The organism is Leifsonia soli (assembly GCF_013408745.1).
Classification (GTDB): Bacteria; Actinomycetota; Actinomycetes; order Actinomycetales; family Microbacteriaceae; genus Leifsonia; species Leifsonia soli.
Genome location: NZ_JACCBJ010000001.1, coordinates 770,463 through 786,655 on the forward strand (window position 1 = coordinate 770,463; position 16,193 = coordinate 786,655).

14 protein-coding genes are annotated in these 16,193 nt (G+C 70.0%); 12 read left to right on the forward strand and 2 right to left on the reverse strand.

The features are described from left to right. Positions 1–483: 483 nt before the first annotated feature. The 10 genes from BJ963_RS03765 (at position 484) to BJ963_RS03810 (ending at position 9,040) form a co-directional block, all read left to right on the forward strand. On the forward strand, positions 484–1,986 hold the full coding sequence (locus BJ963_RS03765) for a sugar porter family MFS transporter (RefSeq protein ID WP_179454717.1): 1,503 nt from the start codon (positions 484–486) through the stop codon (positions 1,984–1,986). 228 nt (positions 1,987–2,214) lie between these two features. Beyond that, on the forward strand, positions 2,215–3,147 hold the full coding sequence (gene rpsB, locus BJ963_RS03770) for a 30S ribosomal protein S2 (RefSeq protein ID WP_089911691.1): 933 nt from the start codon (positions 2,215–2,217) through the stop codon (positions 3,145–3,147). A gap of 48 nt (positions 3,148–3,195) precedes the next feature. Further along, positions 3,196–4,026 carry a translation elongation factor Ts gene (tsf, locus tag BJ963_RS03775; RefSeq protein WP_179454719.1) on the forward strand — a complete coding sequence of 277 codons (831 nt, stop codon included), beginning with the start codon at positions 3,196–3,198 and terminating at the stop codon, positions 4,024–4,026. 106 nt (positions 4,027–4,132) lie between these two features. Then, a complete protein-coding gene (gene pyrH / locus BJ963_RS03780) occupies positions 4,133–4,861 on the forward strand; it encodes a UMP kinase (protein WP_179454721.1) in 729 nt (242 codons plus the stop codon). Between the two features lie 101 nt (positions 4,862–4,962). Continuing rightward, entirely contained in the window at positions 4,963–5,517 is a 555-nt protein-coding gene (gene frr / locus BJ963_RS03785; protein ID WP_089911683.1) for a ribosome recycling factor, read from the forward strand. Positions 5,518–5,520: 3 nt separating this feature from the next. Further along, the gene (locus BJ963_RS03790) at positions 5,521–6,594 is read left to right on the forward strand and encodes a phosphatidate cytidylyltransferase (protein ID WP_179454723.1); all 1,074 of its coding nucleotides are present in this window, start codon (positions 5,521–5,523) and stop codon (positions 6,592–6,594) included. A gap of 12 nt (positions 6,595–6,606) precedes the next feature. Beyond that, a complete protein-coding gene (locus BJ963_RS03795) occupies positions 6,607–7,152 on the forward strand; it encodes a DivIVA domain-containing protein (RefSeq protein ID WP_179454724.1) in 546 nt (181 codons plus the stop codon). A gap of 54 nt (positions 7,153–7,206) precedes the next feature. Beyond that, positions 7,207–7,917, forward strand: a complete 711-nt coding sequence (locus BJ963_RS03800; protein WP_343037223.1) for an aggregation-promoting factor C-terminal-like domain-containing protein — start codon at positions 7,207–7,209, stop codon at positions 7,915–7,917. A gap of 62 nt (positions 7,918–7,979) precedes the next feature. Then, positions 7,980–8,279: a hypothetical protein gene (locus BJ963_RS03805; protein WP_179454726.1), complete on the forward strand. Its 300-nt coding sequence runs from the start codon at positions 7,980–7,982 to the stop codon at positions 8,277–8,279. Continuing rightward, the gene (locus BJ963_RS03810; protein ID WP_179454728.1) at positions 8,276–9,040 is read left to right on the forward strand and encodes an alpha/beta hydrolase; all 765 of its coding nucleotides are present in this window, start codon (positions 8,276–8,278) and stop codon (positions 9,038–9,040) included. Before BJ963_RS03805 ends, BJ963_RS03810 begins: the two co-directional genes overlap by 4 nt. 23 nt (positions 9,041–9,063) lie before the next feature. On the opposite strand, the gene BJ963_RS03815 is transcribed toward BJ963_RS03810, so the two are convergent. Together BJ963_RS03815 and BJ963_RS03820 are read right to left on the reverse strand one after the other, a co-directional pair. Further along, a complete protein-coding gene (locus tag BJ963_RS03815; protein WP_089911669.1) occupies positions 9,064–10,101 on the reverse strand; it encodes an AI-2E family transporter in 1,038 nt (345 codons plus the stop codon). 13 nt (positions 10,102–10,114) lie between these two features. Continuing rightward, positions 10,115–12,949 carry a DivIVA domain-containing protein gene (locus BJ963_RS03820; RefSeq protein ID WP_179454730.1) on the reverse strand — a complete coding sequence of 945 codons (2,835 nt, stop codon included), beginning with the start codon at positions 12,947–12,949 and terminating at the stop codon, positions 10,115–10,117. 189 nt (positions 12,950–13,138) lie between these two features. On the opposite strand from BJ963_RS03820, the gene BJ963_RS03825 reads away from it, so the two are divergent. Further along, on the forward strand, positions 13,139–15,046 hold the full coding sequence (locus tag BJ963_RS03825; RefSeq protein WP_179454732.1) for a hypothetical protein: 1,908 nt from the start codon (positions 13,139–13,141) through the stop codon (positions 15,044–15,046). Between the two features lie 168 nt (positions 15,047–15,214). Continuing rightward, positions 15,215–16,180, forward strand: coding sequence for a tetratricopeptide repeat protein (locus BJ963_RS03830; protein WP_179454734.1), 966 nt, complete (start codon positions 15,215–15,217; stop codon positions 16,178–16,180). Positions 16,181–16,193: the final 13 nt, after the last annotated feature.

Genomic DNA, 16,193 nt, shown 5'->3' on the forward strand with positions numbered 1-16,193 from the left:
GGCCGCTCCCCACCGACCTTCCGTGCCCGGATCCGAGACAGCACCGGCGGCTCCCGGCCGGGCGACCAGCACGCACACGACCAGCGCCCACGAGACGAGACACCACCGGCCCGCCAGCCGTCGGCGACGTGTCGCACCGCCCCGCCGAGCACCGCCCCGCCGCGCACCGCCCCGCCGCGCCCCGCCCCGCCGCGCGCCGCCCCGCCGCGCGCCGCCCCGCCGCCGCATGCGGCATCGTCCGTCGCCCTCCCGCATCCGTCCCACCTTCCGTCCGTCCCTGCGATCACGACCACCCTCTGCTCCAGCGCCGTCGTGCGCGGGCGGCATCCCGGATCGGTGGAGAACCCGCGTCCCGTCGCTCCTGTGGACACACCCGCGACCGATGGTTCTCCCCGGCGCGATCCCGGCGTACCGTGAGATTCGCCTTCGCGGCCCCCGACCGGTGCCGCCGACAGCGAGCCGCACAACCGAAAAAGGGATGAGATGACTGAAGAGAGCAGGAACGCAGCCTCCACGAGCGAGGAGAACGTGCCTCGGCCGACGGCGGCGATGCGGCGCAGGGTCACCGGACTGGCGATCGCCGCGGCGGTCGGCGGGTTCCTGTTCGGTTTCGACTCGTCGGTCATCAACGGCGCCGTCGACTCCATCCAGAAGAGCTTCGCACTGAACGCCTTCGTCACGGGGTTCATCGTCGCCATCGCCCTGCTGGGCTGCGCCGTCGGCGCGTTCATCGCCGGTCGTCTCGCCGATCGCTGGGGCCGGCTCAAGGTGATGCTGCTCGGCGCCGTGCTCTTCCTCGCCAGCTCCATCGGAGCCGGCCTGGCGTTCTCGGCCTGGGACCTCGGGTTCTGGCGCGTCATCGGCGGTCTCGGGATCGGCATCGCCTCGGTCGTCGCCCCGGCCTACATCGCCGAGATCTCGCCGCGGCAGTCGCGCGGGCGCCTGGCCTCGCTGCAGCAGCTGGCCATCACCATCGGTATCTTCGTCGCCCTGCTGTCCGACGCCCTGCTCGCCGGAGTGGCCGGATCCGCATCCCAGCAGCTCTGGTTCGGGCTCGAGGCGTGGCGGTGGATGTTCCTGGTCGGCGTCATCCCGTCTGTCGTCTACGGCATCCTGGCGCTGACGCTGCCCGAGTCGCCGCGCTTCCTCCTCGCGAACGGGCGCCACGACGAGGCGCGCCAGATCTTCACGACGCTCGTCCCCGAGGAGGACATCGACCGTCAGATCGGCGACATCGAGCGGGCGATCCAGGAGGACAAGGAGGGCGCGAAGGCGACCCTCGTCGGCAACCGGCTGGGGTTGAAGCCGATCGTCTGGATCGGCATCATCCTGTCGGTCTTCCAGCAGTTCGTCGGAATCAACGTGATCTTCTACTACTCGACGACCCTCTGGAAGGCGGTCGGCTTCACCGAGAGCAACTCGCTGCTCATCACGGTCATCACCTCGGTGACGAACGTGGTCGTCACGATCGTCGCCATCCTGCTCGTCGACCGCGTCGGCCGACGCCCCATCCTGCTCACCGGCTCGGTCGGCATGGCGCTGTCGCTCGGGGTGATGGCCCTGTCCTTCGCGTTCGCGGTCAAGGTGGACGGCGCCGTGTCGCTGCCCAACCCGTGGGGCCCCATCGCGCTGGTCGCGGCGAACCTCTTCGTCATCTGCTTCGGCGCATCGTGGGGACCGCTGGTCTGGGTGCTCCTCGGAGAGATCTTCCCGACCAAGATCCGTGGAAAGGCCCTCGGCGTCGCGGCGGCCGCGCAGTGGATCGCCAACTTCCTGGTGACCGTCTCGTTCCCGCCCATGGCCGACTTCTCGCTGCCCTTCACGTACGGTCTCTACGCGATCTTCGCGGCCCTCTCGTTCTTCTTCGTGTTCTTCAAGATCCCGGAGACGAACGGGATGGCGCTGGAGCACGCCGAGACCCTCTTCCGCGAGGCAGGGGGCAAGCGGAGGGGCGTCCAGGTGCGCTCCAGCGGCGACTCCGCCTGACGCCCGCTTCCTGATAGGATGTCTGAAGCACTCCGCTCGTCGGAGTGACTACGCGTGCCCGTAGAACCTCGCAAGAGGCGCCTTTCACCGGGCGGGGCGCGCATCCACCGGTCTCCCACTCCACTCGACGGCTTCGCCGTGCGGGCGGCGGGATGCGGATGCGCGCGGGGCACCAGGAGTGGCGGCCGCCGGCCGTCGCAGACAACCGCAACCAAAGGAGAAACGGCAATGGCCGTCGTCACCATGCGCCAGCTGCTCGACAGCGGCGTCCACTTCGGACACCAGACCCGTCGCTGGAACCCGAAGATGAAGCGCTTCATCCTCACCGAGCGCTCGGGCAGCTACATCATCGACCTGCAGCAGTCGCTCGCGTACATCGACAAGACGTACGACTTCGTCCGCGAGACCGTCGCCCACGGCGGCACCATCCTCTTCGTCGGCACCAAGAAGCAGGCCCAGCAGGCGATCGCCGAGCAGGCGACCCGCGTGGGCCAGCCCTACGTGAACCAGCGCTGGCTGGGCGGTCTGCTGACCAACTTCTCGACCGTGTCCAAGCGCCTCGCCCGCATGAAGGAGCTCGAGGAGCTCGACTTCGAGGGCACCACCAGCGGCTTCACCAAGAAGGAGCTGCTGATCAAGAAGCGCGAGCTGGACAAGCTCCACAAGTCGCTGGGCGGCATCCGCAACCTCAGCAAGACGCCGAGCGCGCTCTGGGTGGTCGACACCAAGAAGGAGCACCTCGCGATCGACGAGGCCAAGAAGCTGGGCATCCCGGTCATCGGCATCCTCGACACGAACTGCGACCCGGACGAGGTCCAGTACCCGATCCCGGGCAACGACGACGCCATCCGCTCCGTCACGCTGCTGACCCGCATCGTCGCCGACGCGGCGGCCGAGGGCCTCATCCAGCGTCACCAGAAGCCGGAAGAGGGCGCAGAGCCGGCCGAGCCGCTCGCCGAGTGGGAGCAGGAGCTCCTGCAGCAGTCGTCCGAGGAGGTCCAGTCGAGCGCTGAGACCGCCAAGGCCGCTGACGCCGACCTGGCCGAGGCCAAGGCCGACTCCGCCGAGGTCATCGCCGAGGGCGAGGCCGACGCCGAGGCCGCCGACGTCGTCGCCGAGGTCGAGGCGGACGCCGCGGCTGCGGACGCCGAGTCCAAGTAATCCGCGTCTCTTAGAAGTCTTCGAGTAGAAGAAGGTTCCAGTCAGAACATGGCAAACATCAGCATCGCCGACATCAAGGCTCTCCGTGAGCAGCTCGGCACGGGCATGGTCGACACCAAGAAGGCCCTCGAGGAGGCCGGTGGCGACATCGAGAAGGCCACCGAGATCCTGCGCCTGAAGGGTGCGAAGGGCAACGCGAAGCGTGCCGACCGCTCCACCAGCGAGGGCCTCGTCGCCGCCAAGGAGAACGGCAACGGCACCGCCACCATGATCGAGCTCGCGTGCGAGACCGACTTCGTGGCGAAGGGCGACAAGTTCATCGCCCTGGCCGACAAGGTGCTCGACGCGGCCGCGGCCGCCAGCGCCACCACCGTGGAGGAGGCCCTCGCGGCCCCCGCCGGCAGCCAGACCGTCGCCGAGCTCATCGGTGACGAGGCCGCCATCCTCGGCGAGAAGGTGGAGCTCCGCCGCATCGCCGTCGTGAACGGCGAGCACTTCGCGATCTACCTGCACAAGACCTCCAAGGACCTGCCGCCGCAGGTCGGTGTCGTCCTCGGTTACACCGGCGACGACGCGGAGACCGCCCGCAGCATCGCGCAGCACATCTCGTTCGCGAACCCGACGTACCTCGACCGCGCGGACGTTCCGGCCGAAGATGTCGAGAACGAGCGTCGCATCGTCGAGGAGATCTCGCGCAACGAGGGCAAGCCCGAGGCCGCGCTCCCGAAGATCATCGAGGGCCGTCTCGGCGCCTACTTCAAGCAGGTCGCCCTGCTCGAGCAGGAGTACGCACGCGACAACAAGCTGACCATCGCCCAGGTGGTGAAGGACGCAGGCCTGACCATCACCGGTTTCGCCCGCTTCAAGGTCGGCGCGTAACAGATCATGAAGGAGTCCGGATCGTGAACACGATCCGGACTCCTTTTCTGTGCGCGGGAGCCACTAGCTTTAACCAGAACCACACACGGAAGGACGCTATTCACGCATGTCGTCAGCCATCCAGAGACATCCTTCACAGCGACGCAGGGTCCTTCTGAAACTCTCCGGCGAGGCGTTCGGCGGGGGACAGCTCGGCGTCAACCCGGACATCGTCAGCGGCATCGCGCGTGAGATCGCGCAGGCCGCCCAGGACGTGGAGATCGCCATCGTCGTCGGCGGCGGCAACTTCTTCCGCGGCGCCGAGCTCTCGCAGCGCGGCATGGACCGCGGCCGCGCGGACTACATGGGCATGCTCGGCACGGTCATGAACTCGCTCGCGCTGCAGGACTTCCTGGAGCAGGCCGGAGCCGAGACGCGCGTGCAGTCGGCGATCTCGATGACCCAGGTCGCCGAGCCGTACATCCCGCGGCGGGCGGAGCGGCACCTCGAGAAGGGCCGCGTCGTCATCTTCGGCGCGGGCGCGGGGCTGCCCTACTTCTCCACCGACACGGTCGCCGCGCAGCGCGCCCTCGAGATCAGCGCCGACGTCGTGCTGGTCGCCAAGAACGGCGTCGACGGCATGTACGACGACGACCCCCGGACCAACCCGGATGCGCGAAAGATCGATCAGATCAGCCACCAGGAGGCCCTGCAGCAGAACCTGAAGGCGGTCGACTCGACCGCGCTCAGCCTCTGCATGGACAACGGGATGCCGATGCGCATCTTCGGCATCGAGCCGGCGGGCAACGTCACGGCGGCCCTTCTCGGGGCCGAGATCGGCACCCTTCTCGGCTGAACGCGCGAGCGGGTCTTCTCTCGCCGCCGCCGGTCCCGCACCGGCGGCGGCGGGACCGCGCAATAGACTAGACACCGACCCACCGATCTGAAGGAGAAACCGTGATCGCGGATGTGATTTCCGATGCCCGTCAGCGCATGAGCAAGACCGTGGACGCGGCGAGGGAGGACTTCGGCACCGTGAGCGCGGGCCGGGCCAACCCGGCACTGTTCCAGAAGGTGCTGGTGGACTACTACGGTTCGCCGACGCCGCTCGCGCAGCTCGCCGGCCTGCAGAACCCGGAGGCCCGCGTCCTCATCGTCACGCCGTACGACAAGGCGGCGCTGAAGGACATCGAGCGCGCCATCGTGAACATGCCCAACCTCTCGGCCAACGTCGGGAACGACGGCGAGATCGTCCGGGTCACCCTTCCGGAGCTCACCGAGGACCGCCGCAAGGAGTTCGTGAAGATCGTGCGCGGCAAGGGCGAGGACGCCAAGGTCGCGCTGCGCAACATCCGCCGCCGCTCCAAGGACGAGCTGGACGCGCTGAAGGGCGAGATCGGCGACGACGAGCTGTCGCGCGCCGAGAAGGAGCTCGAGGCGATCACGCGCACGCACGTCGACGCCGTCGACGAGGCGCTGAAGCGCAAGGAAGCCGAACTCCTCGAGGTCTAGCCGATGACCGACGACAGCAGCCCCGGGACGCCGACGCCGGGGGCGTCGACGCCCGGGGCGCCGCAGCCCGTGGTGCCGCCCGTCGTGCTGCCCCCCGAGGCCTCCGGCGCCTCCGACCTCCACGGACGGCGGGGCAAGGCACGCTCGCGCGAGGAGTTCCGGGCCCACGTGCTGGCCACCCGAGCCGATTTCGAGCGGCAGGTGCAGGCCCGCAAGGCACAGCTCGACGCGACGAACGAGCGGATCGCCGAGCGCACCGGACGCAATCTGATCCTCGCGATCGTCATCGGCCTCGCCGTCGGGGCGCTCGTGCTGGTCAGCCTGATCTTCATCAAAGAGCTGTTCCTGGTGTTCGGGATGGCGATGGCCGGGTTCGCCAGCTTCGAGCTGGCTCAGGCGTTCCGGGGTTCGGGGCGCCGGGTGCCGCGCATCCCCACCGTCATCGCCGCCGTCGGGATCGTGCCGGCGACGTTCTTCCTGCACGCGGGCGGGATGCTCGTGGCGCTCTCGGCCGGCATCGTGCTCATCGTCGTCTGGCGCCTGGTGGAGGAGCTCTTCGTCGCCGCCTCGCGGCACGGCGCTCGCGCGCTCGGCCGCGATCTGCTGTGGTCGGTGTTCGTCCAGCTGTATGTGAGCCTGCTCGCCAGCTTCGTCATCCTGCTGCTGGCTGAGCCCGGTGGCGAGTGGTGGGTTCTCGCCTTCCTCATCCTGGTCGTCTCGGTGGACACTGGCGCCTACGTGAGCGGTCTCTCCTGGGGCAAGCACCCGATGGCTCCGACGATCAGCCCGAAGAAGACCTGGGAGGGCTTCGCCGGCGCCGCCGCCGCGGCGATCATCGCGGGTGTGCTGCTCTCGGTGTTCATGCTGGGGGAGGTGTGGTGGTTCGGCATCGTGTTCGGCGTCGTGCTGCTGCTGACGGCGACGGCCGGCGACCTCGCCGAGTCGCTGATCAAGCGCGATCTGGGCATCAAGGACATGAGCTCGTGGCTGCCCGGTCACGGCGGGTTCCTCGACCGGCTCGACTCGATCCTGCCGTCGGCAGCGGCCACCTACGTCCTTTTCCTGATCTTCCGATGACACAATGGGGGAGTGAGCACCTTCCCCCACAGCCCGAAGTCCAAGCCGGGCTATGACGTCGATCAGGTGGATGAGTTCCTCAAGCTGGCGCGCCGCGCCTACGACGCCGACGAGGATGCACCGACGCTGACAGCCGCCGACATCCGTCACGCGGCGTTCTCCATGGCCAAGGGCGGCTACTCGACGACGCACGTGGATGCGGCGCTGGAGCGCCTGGAGGACGCGTTCTCCGCGCGTGAGCGCGAAGCGGCGCGCGCCCGGCAGGGCGACGCCTCGTGGTTCGAGGAGGCGCGCACGACGGCGCAGGTCGTCCTGAACCGCCTCAACCGTCCGCTCGGCCATCGTTTCGAGCGGGTGAGCTTCCTCACGCTCGGCTACAACAGGAACGACGTCGATCGATTCACGAACCGTCTGGTGCGCTATTTCCAGGACGGACGGCCGATGAGCGTCGAGGAGGTCCGGACGGTGACGTTCCGCGAACAGCGCGGCGGCTACCGCGAGGTCCAGGTCGATCTGCTGCTCGACAGCGTCACCGACGTCATGCTGGCGGTTCGCTGAGTGCGGGCGTCGATTCTTGGATCTGAGGCCGATCTCCGTTATCGTTCTGTGATCGTGGGTAGACGAGAAGCAGCAGACATCGTGCCGCTGACTCCGGCCAACCCGGTCGGCGTCGCGTTCAGGCGATCCCGGCGACCGCACATCCGGTCGCGCGCAGCCCTGTGGGGCTTCGCGTTCACCGCCGCCGCCGGGTTCGCTCTGGTGAACGTGGTCGACCCCTTCTCCGGGACCACCACGACGCCCGCCTACGCGGAATCGTTGCAGCAGATCCCCACCACGGCGCGCTACGGCGACGCCCCGACGCAGAGTCTCACCGCTCCCGAGTCCGCTGCGCTGACCATCACGCGCGATGCTGTGACGGTCAAGGCGAAGCCGACACCGACCCCGACTCCGACGCCGACCCCCACCACCAGCGCTAAGAAGTCCACGTCGAGCGGTGCCCCCGCAGCGGGCACGCCCGACCCGGGCTCGGCGCAGGCCATCGCCTACCAGATGCTCAAGGACCGCGGGATGGGCGACGACCAGTACAGCTGCCTGGTCTCGCTCTGGAACCGTGAGTCCCACTGGAACGTGTACGCCTACAACGCCGGCAGCGGCGCCTACGGCATCCCGCAGGCGCTCCCGGGGAGCAAGATGGCGAGCGCCGGTCCCGACTGGCAGACCAACGCTGCCACGCAGATCACCTGGGGCCTCGGCTACATCACGGGGCGCTATCAGACCCCGTGCGGCGCCTGGGACCACTCCGAGTCCAGCGGCTGGTACTGACACCGACCGCCGCGGCGTGCAGCGTCCGCAGCCCGCTCTGCCGCCCCGTTTAGACTGGGATCATGCCGCGTTCCAACCGTCCTCGAGGCCGCAATGGCGGCCCCAGGGACGACGACCCGGACGGCCTGGAGCGACTGCTCGCCGGCTGGCGCCGCACCGAGGTGCGGCGCGGCGTCGAGTGGAACGTCCAGCCTGTCTCGGCGGCGCAGGCGCAGAAGGCCTACCGCTGTCCGGGCTGCGGCCGTGACATTCCGCCGGGCGTCGCCCACCTGGTCGCCTGGCGCGCCGACGGGGTGCTGGGGGATGCGGCCGACCTGGCCGCGCGCCGGCACTGGCACGAGTCCTGCTGGAGGATCGCATGACGACCGAGAACCTGACCCCGTCGAGCATGAGCGGCGAGCCCATCGAGATCCGTGGCGGTGTCGAGCTTCCCGCACGCCGTGAGGACATCGAGCTGCACACCGCGGACGGTCTCACCCTGGTGGGGGAGCTGGCCAGCCCGGTGGACCGCGATCCGGTCGCCACGCTGGTGACGCTGCACCCGCTGCCGACCGGCGGCGGGTTCATGGACTCGCACATCCTCCGCAAGGCCGCCGGCCGGCTCCCGGCTCTCGCCGACATCGCCGTGCTGCGGTTCAACACGCGCGGCACCGCGTCGCCGCGGGGGCGCAGCCAGGGCGCTTTCGACCACGGGATCGGTGAGCGGTTCGATGTGGAGGCGGCCATGGCGTTCGTCGCCGAGCGCGGCCTCCCGCATCCGTGGCTGCTCGGCTGGTCCTTCGGCACGGAGCTGGCGCTCATGTACGGGCGTGAGTTCCCGGTGGACGGCGTCATCCTGCTCTCCCCTCCGCTGCACCGCGCCAAGCCGGAGCACCTCGCCGCGTGGGCGGGGGATCACCGGCCGATCGTCGCGCTCATCCCGGAGCTCGACGACTACCTGCGTCCCGCAGAGGCCTCAGAGCGGTTCCGTCCGCTCCCGCAGATCGAGCTGGTCGACGTCGAGGGCGGGAAGCACCTGTGGGTGGGGGAGAACCAGACCCGGCGCGTCCTGAACGAGATCGTGGAGCGGATCAATCCCGCCGCGCTGCCGCTGCCGACCGAGTGGCCGCCGCCCGCGACCTAGCGAGGGATCGGCGCTCGGTCGCGTCAGAGCTCGTTCTGGCGCGGGATGACGACCTGCTTGACGATCAGCAGGATGGCCGCCGCGAACGGGATCGCGACGAGCGCCCCGAGGATGCCGAGGAGCGTGCCGCCGGCGAGGGCTGCGACGACGACCAGCGCGCCGGGCACGGAGACGGCGCGGTTCATGATGCGCGGGCTGAGCACGTACGCCTCGACCTGCATGTAGATCAGGTAGTAGATCGCCGCGGCGATCGCCGTCGGCGTCCCGGACAGGAAGCAGACCGCGACGATGATCACCGAGCCGGTGATCGTCCCGACGAGCGGGATCAAGGAGAAGAAGAACGCGATCGACGCGAGCAGGATCGGGAACTTGGCCCCGATGACCGTCAGGAAGATGGCACTCAGAATGCCGTTGACGAGCGCCAGCGCGACTTGGCCCATGACGTACTTGCCGACGGAGTCGGTGATCTGGTCGCCCAGGTCGGCGAACCGCGCCCGGCGGGAGGCCGGGACGAGCTGGTACGCGGAGCGCTTGATCGCCGGAAGCGACGCCGTGAAGTAGATCGTCAGGATCAGGACGATGACGACGCCGAATGCTCCCTGGACGATCCCGACGCCCGTCTGCAGCACCTTCGACGTGATGTCGGGCAGGTTCTGCTGCAGCCACTGGGTGACAGCGTCGATGTTCTGCTGGTTGACGATGCCGGGGAACTGATGCTGCAGGCTGAGGAACCACTTCTCGGCGCTGCCGTTGTTCACCCAGGTGATGGTGTTCTGGACGAGCTGGGTGGCCTGGCTGATCGCGACAGGGACGATCGCCCAGATCAGGCCGATGAACGCGCCGATGATGACGACGAGCGCGACGACCAGCGCGAGCCAGCGCGGGAACTTGCGGCGTTCGAGGAACGAGATCAGCGGCTCGATGCCGAGCGCGAGGAACAGAGCGGCGCCGATGTAGGTGATGATCGTCGCGAGGCTCGTGATCGCGCTGAGGATGAGGATCCCGAGCCCGACCCCGAGTGCGCCGATCAGGCCGAGGCGGAACGGGTTCTGGATCTTCATGATTCCCCCAGGGTCAGTCGCGGTCGGCAGTCACGCTCTCGGCCTGCTGCAGGACGCCGCGCAGGTTCTCGAAGTACCCGGCCACAGCCTCGCGCTCAATCCTAATCTGGGCCAGCCGCTCCTCCGCGTCCGCCACGAGGCGTTCTGTGCGCTCCTCCGCCTCCTGGAGCAGCGCTGCGGCGCGCTCCTCGGCGTCGTGGATGACCTGAGCGGCGGTGTCCTCTGCCTTCTTCCTGGCCTCGGTGACCGTCCGGCGGGCCTCCGCCTCGAAGGCCTCGGCCTCGGAGCGCGCCTGCGCGGTGCGCTTGACCGCGTCGGCCAGCTGGACGTTGGCCTCGTCGAGGTACTTCTGCGTCTGGGCGACCGCCTCCTGGTGCCGCGTCAGGTACTCCTTCTCGGCCTCGTCGCGGCGGGCCTTCAGCTCGACGTCGAGGTCGATGCGCGCCTGGGCGATCTCGCGCGTGCGCGCATCCAGCTCCTCGAGGGTGGAGGTGCGCAGCTGGGTGAGCTCGTTGTCGAGCGCGGCGCGCGCGTTCGCCGCCTCCTGCTCGAACTCGGCGGTGCGCTGTGCGATCTCCGCCTCGAGCGCCGTGCGGGCCTCCGCGACCTCGCGGGCGACCTCGGCGCGGGCCTCGGCGGTCTCCTTCTCGAGGGCGACCCGCGTCTGCTGTGCCTCGTCGGCGAGCGCGACACGCGTACGCTCCGCGTCCCGCTCGAGCTCGAGCCGCTGCTGCTCCCGCTGGTCGGCGAGCTCGTTCGCGGTCGCTTCGCGCTGCTCGGCGAGTTCCAGGGTGGTGCGGCGCACATCCTCGGCGAGGCGGCTGCGGGTCTCCTCCGACTCCGCGGCCAGCGCGGCCGTGGTCTGCTCGACCTCGGTGGCGAGCGCCTTCGTGGTCTGCTCGACCTCCGCCGCGAGAGCGGACTTCGTGGTCGTCACCTCGGTTTCGAGGGCGGACTTCGTCTGCTCGACCTCGGCGGCGAGCGCCTTCGTGGTCTGCTCGACCTCGGCGGCCAGCTCGGTGCGGGCGCGCTCCGCCTCGTCCGCGAGGGCGGCGCGAGTGGTGGTCGCCTCGGTCTCCAGGGCGGACGTGGTCTTCTCCACCTCGGCGGCGAGCGCCGCCTTGGTCGTGGTGACCTCGGTCTCGAGCGCGGACTTCGTCTGCTCGACCTCGGCGGCGAGGGCGGACGTGGTCGACTCCACCTCCGCAGCGAGCCGGGCGCGCTCGGCGCTGAGTTCGGCTTCGACCCTGCTCCGCTCGCGGGCGATCTCGTCGGCGAGCGAGGTGCGCGCCGCATCCACCTCGGAGGCGAGGTCGGCGCGGAGCTCGGCGGCCTCGGCCTCTAGCTGGCGGCGCTGGCGCTCCGCCTCGGCGGCCACACGCGACCGCGTGCTCTCGACCTCGGCGGCCAGCTCGCTGGCGGTCTGCTCGCGGTCGGCGGCCAGCTGGGCCGCGGTCTCCGCACGGTCCGCCTCCAGCCGCGCCCGCGTCCGGGTCGTCTCGTCCTCCAGGGTGGTGCGGGTCTGGAGAGTGTCGTCCGCGAGCTTCCTGGTGGTGCGCTCGACCTCCTCGGCGAGGGTCGAGCGGGTGGTCGTGACCTCGTTCTCGAGGGCGGCACGGGTGGAGGTCACCTCGTTCTCGAGCGCGGAACGGGTGGTCGTGACCTCGGTCTCCAGCTCGGATTTCGTGCGCTCGACCTCTTCGGTCAGCGCGGACCGGGTGCGGGTGACCTCGTCGGCGAGTTCCGCCTTGGTGCGCTCGACCTCGTCCGTCAGCGCGCTCCGGGCCGTCGTCGTCTCGGCCTCGAGTGCCGATCGGGTCTGCTCCACCTCGGCGGCCAGGGCGGCCTTGGTCTGCGCGACCTCGGCGGCGAGCGCCTTCTTCGTCTGCTCCACCTCGGTGGCGAGGGCGAGGCGGGTCGTCCTGTCCTCGTTCTCGAGGTCGGCGCGGGTTTGCGCGGCCTCCGCGGCGAGGGAGGAGCGCTGCTCCTCGACCTCGGCGGCGAGGTCGGCGCGGGCCTGAGCGGCCTCGGCCGCCAGGGCGTTGCGGGTCTCGGCCTCCTCGGCGGCGAGCCGGTCGGCGGTCTCGGCGACGCGCTTGTCGAGATCGAGACTGATCTGCGCGGACTCGCGCTCGAACGCGGCGCGATCGTCGGCCAGGGCGTTCTCGAGCTCCGCGCGGCGTGCCGCGATGGTGCGGTCGAGCTCGGCCGCCTCTGCGCGCGCCGCCTCGGCTTCGCGTGAGGCGACCGCCTTGAGCTCCGCCGCCTCGCGATCGGCTTCCGCGCGCACCGCGGCGGCCTCGCGCTTGCTCGTGGCGCGCAGCTCGGCGGCCTCCGTCGCGACCGCGCCGCGGATCGCCGCCGCTTCGCGCATCGCGTCGTTGAGCAGCGTCTCCTTGTCGGAGCGGGTCTTGGCGAGCAGCTCGCCCGACTCGATCTGCGCATCCTCCAGCAGCGTGGTGGCGCGGGCCTGGGCGTCGGCCAGGATGCGCTCCGCCTGGGCGGCCGCCGCCTTCTTGACCTTCTCGATCTCGGCGGCGACGCCGGCCCGCAGCCTCTCGGCGTCGATGTCGGCCTGGGCGATGAGGCGCGTCGACTGCTCCTCCGCGACGCGCAGCGTGTTCTCGAGCTTGGTGCCGAGACCGGAGTAAGTGGGACTGCCGACCTCTTCGATCTCGGCGTTGAGGTCCTCGATGCGCGCCTGGAGCCGCTTGATCTCCTTCGCGGACTCGGCGGACTGGGTGTTGGACTTGATGAGCTCGCGTCGCAGCTCCTGGAGGGCCTGGTCGACCTCGTCCTTGTCGTAGCCGCGGAAGACCTGCGTGAAGTTGGATTCGTCGGTGGCCACTGTGTTACTCCTGAAGGGATTCGGGTGGACTCGCTGCGCGCGCGCCGCGTCGATCCTACAATTCGGGGGTCTACGCCCGCACGGGGGGATGCGCGAGCGTCCAGGCAAGGGTTAGCTGCCTTTCAGGCACGTCCGGTATCGTCGTGTGACTGTGCCCGCCCCCGAACTTCGGCACACGAGGAGTCCTGTTTGCGTTTCGTACTCGCCATCGTCGCGTTCGTCGTCGCCGCGGTCATGATCGTGGCCGGTATCGCGCAGCGTACCGTCTTCGCTCCGCCCACCCACATCGAGGCCGGCACGTCCGTCTCCGGCGACCCGCGTTACGTGGTCGTCGACGGGTCCGTCCTGAACGCGCACCCCGGCCAGCAGACGCTGACCGTGACCGGTGCGCCCGACGGCGCGAAGCAGGTCGTGGCTTACGGCCGTACAGCGGACGTCAAGGCCTGGCTCGGCGATCAGAAGTACGTCGAAGTCGGCTACCGCACCGCTACGGGCAAGCTCACGACCAAGAACGTGACGCCGAAGCCGGGCACCAAGGACGAGGGCGCGGCGGACGAGGGCGCGGCGGACGGCTCGACCGCGACGCCGTCGCCTGCTGCCACGCCGTCCGCGTCCGCCGGGGCCGCGTCCGCCGGGGCCGCGTCCGGCTCGACGAGCGGCGACGCCGCGAAGACCGCCGGACCGAACCCCGCCGGCTCCGACCTGTGGCTCGAGGAGTTCGACGGCGAGGCGGCCCAGGTCACCCGCATGAACATCCCGGACGACGTCAGCGTCATCGTCGCCTCTGACGGCACCAAGGCCGCGCCGTCGCGCGTCACGGTCACCTGGCCGGTCGACTCCAGCACGCCGTGGGCGTTCCCGCTGATCATCGGCGGTATCGTCCTGCTGCTCATCGGCATCGCCCTCTACCTCTGGGGCCTCTACGCGCACCGCCGCTCGCGCGGCCCCCGCCGGAAGAGCGGACCGAAGATGCCGAAGCTCCCCAAGGCCCCCAAGTACAAGCCCACCGCCATGATCGAGACCACCTCGCGCGGCCGCCGCTCGACCCGCCGCGCCCGCGTGATCATCCCCGCCGCCCTCGCCGGAGTCCTCGCCCTGACGGGGTGCACGGCGGGCACGGGCGCCGCGACCACGCCGACCAAGACCGCGACGCCGCTCGCCACCGAGGCGCCCGACGCCAAGGACCAGCTGCCTCCCGCCGTCACCGTGCCGCAGCTCGAGCGCATCGTGAAGCGCGTCTCGGAATCCGCCGCGCAGGCCGACGCCCAGGCGAGCCCGGACCTCGCCAAGGTGCGCTTCACCGGGCCGGCCCTCCAGCTCCGCGAAGCCAACTACGCCATCCGCGCGAAGAAGTCCGACGAGCCCGCGCTGCCTGCGATCCCGGCGAGCCCGATCGTGCTGTCGCTGCCGCAGGCCACCGACGCGTGGCCGCGCACCGTCGCCGCGGTGATCGAGACGCCGAAGGACGCCAAGGGCACCGCGCAGGCGCCGATCGCGATCACCATGGTGCAGGAGACCCCGCGCGACAACTACCAGGTGGAGTACGCCGTCTCGCTCGAGCCGAAGGCGAAGGTCCCGAACCTGGCGCCGGCGAGCATCGGCTCCGCGGTCGTGCCTCCGGACTCCAAGCTGCTCGCGCTTCCTCCCCAGAAGGTCGCCGCCGCCTACGGCGACATCCTCATGAACGGCGACAAGAGCCAGTACGCCAAGCTGTTCAGCGCAGAGGGCGACACCCTGCGCACCCAGGTGGGAGCGGACTGGAAGGCGAAGCAGAAGGCCGCCGTGCCGGCCACCGCATCCCTCGAGTTCACGAGCCAGACAGGGGCGGGGACGGACGTCGCCATGGCCACCAACGACTCCGGTGCGATCGTGTGGACGGACCTGCAGGAGTCGCAGGTGCTCAAGGTCGTCGAGGCGGGCGCCGAGGTGAGCGCGGGCGCGACGGCTGCGGCGCTGACCGGCGTCGCCTCGTCCAAGACGGGCATCGAATCCACCTTCGGCTATCAGCTTGCCTTCTACGTGCCGCCCGCGGGCTCCGATGCGAAGATCACGCTGCTCGGCTTCTCCCAGGGCATGATCGCCGCCAAGCAGCTCTGATCGCCCCGTCGAGTACGCAAAAACTGCACGCTTTCACCCCGGTGAGCGTGCAGTTTTTGCGTAGTCGACGGGGGTGCGGAGGGTGCTCGGGCGCGCGAGGGCGGCACGGACGCGAGTATCCTTGATTCTCGTGCTGTTACGCGACGCGCGCACGCATCTGGAGGAACAATGAGCAACGTCCCGCCGCCGCCCACCAACCTGCGCGGAGCAGTCGACCTGAGCTCCCTCGTCAATCGCCCGCCCGCCGGCGAGGCGCCCGCGGGGGAGCAGCCCGCCGGCGCCCTCACCCTTCCGAGCCTGTTCTTCGAGGGCACGGACGCGAACTTCAACGACTTCATCGACCTGTCGATGCGGGTGCCGGTGGTCGTCGACCTCGGCACCGAGCGCTCCGACCAGTGGAAGCAGTTCACCGCCGTGCTCGACCGCGTCGTCGCGGGCTTCGGAGGACGCCTCGTGCTGGTCAAGGTGGATGTGGATGCGAACGCGCAGCTGGCGCAGGCCTTCCAGGCCCAGTCGGTGCCCGCGGTGGCCGCGCTCGTGGCCGGACGTCCCGTCCAGCTCTTCGTCGGGGCGCTGCCCGAGTCGCAGATCAGCGATGTCTTCGAGCAGCTCCTGCAGCTCGCCGCGCAGAACGGCGTGACCGACACCGTCACGGTCGAGGGCGGAGCGTCGCCCGACGCCGACGCCGACGCCGCGGCCGAGCCCGCTCCGGAACCGCCGCTGCCGCCGCTGCACGCCGAGGCCTACGACGCGATCGAGCGCGGCGACTACGACGGCGCGATCCGCGCCTACCGCACCGCGATCGCCCAGGACCCCCGCGACACCCTGGCGGTCGCCGGACTCGCGCAGGTGAGCCTCCTGGCGCGCCTGAGCGGCCACACGGCCGACGAGCTCCGGTCGGCCGGGGCGCAGGCTCCCGACGATGTCGACGCCCAGCTGGGCGTCGCCGACCTCGACATCTCGGGCGGCCACATCGACGACGCCTTCGATCGTCTGCTCACCCTCTTCCCGAAGCTCGATGCGAACGGCAAGGAAACCGTTCGCACGCGCATCCTCGACTATTTCGAGATCGTCGGCGTCGACGACCCCCGCGTCGGCAAGGCCAGGGCTAGGCTGGCTTCGCTGCTGTACTGAGCCCGTCCCCACC

Excerpts from the sequence above, each read along its gene's own strand:
- BJ963_RS03790 (WP_179454723.1), top strand. The coding sequence starts at position 5,521 with ATGACCGACGACAGCAGCCCCGGGACGCCGACGCCGGGGGCGTCGACG.
- BJ963_RS03765 (WP_179454717.1), top strand. The coding sequence starts at position 484 with ATGACTGAAGAGAGCAGGAACGCAGCCTCCACGAGCGAGGAGAACGTG.
- BJ963_RS03805 (WP_179454726.1), top strand. The coding sequence starts at position 7,980 with ATGCCGCGTTCCAACCGTCCTCGAGGCCGCAATGGCGGCCCCAGGGAC.
- pyrH (WP_179454721.1), top strand. The coding sequence starts at position 4,133 with ATGTCGTCAGCCATCCAGAGACATCCTTCACAGCGACGCAGGGTCCTT.
- BJ963_RS03810 (WP_179454728.1), top strand. The coding sequence starts at position 8,276 with ATGACGACCGAGAACCTGACCCCGTCGAGCATGAGCGGCGAGCCCATC.
- BJ963_RS03830 (WP_179454734.1), top strand. The coding sequence starts at position 15,215 with ATGAGCAACGTCCCGCCGCCGCCCACCAACCTGCGCGGAGCAGTCGAC.
- tsf (WP_179454719.1), top strand. The coding sequence starts at position 3,196 with ATGGCAAACATCAGCATCGCCGACATCAAGGCTCTCCGTGAGCAGCTC.
- rpsB (WP_089911691.1), top strand. The coding sequence starts at position 2,215 with ATGGCCGTCGTCACCATGCGCCAGCTGCTCGACAGCGGCGTCCACTTC.
- BJ963_RS03815 (WP_089911669.1), bottom strand. The coding sequence starts at position 10,101 with ATGAAGATCCAGAACCCGTTCCGCCTCGGCCTGATCGGCGCACTCGGG.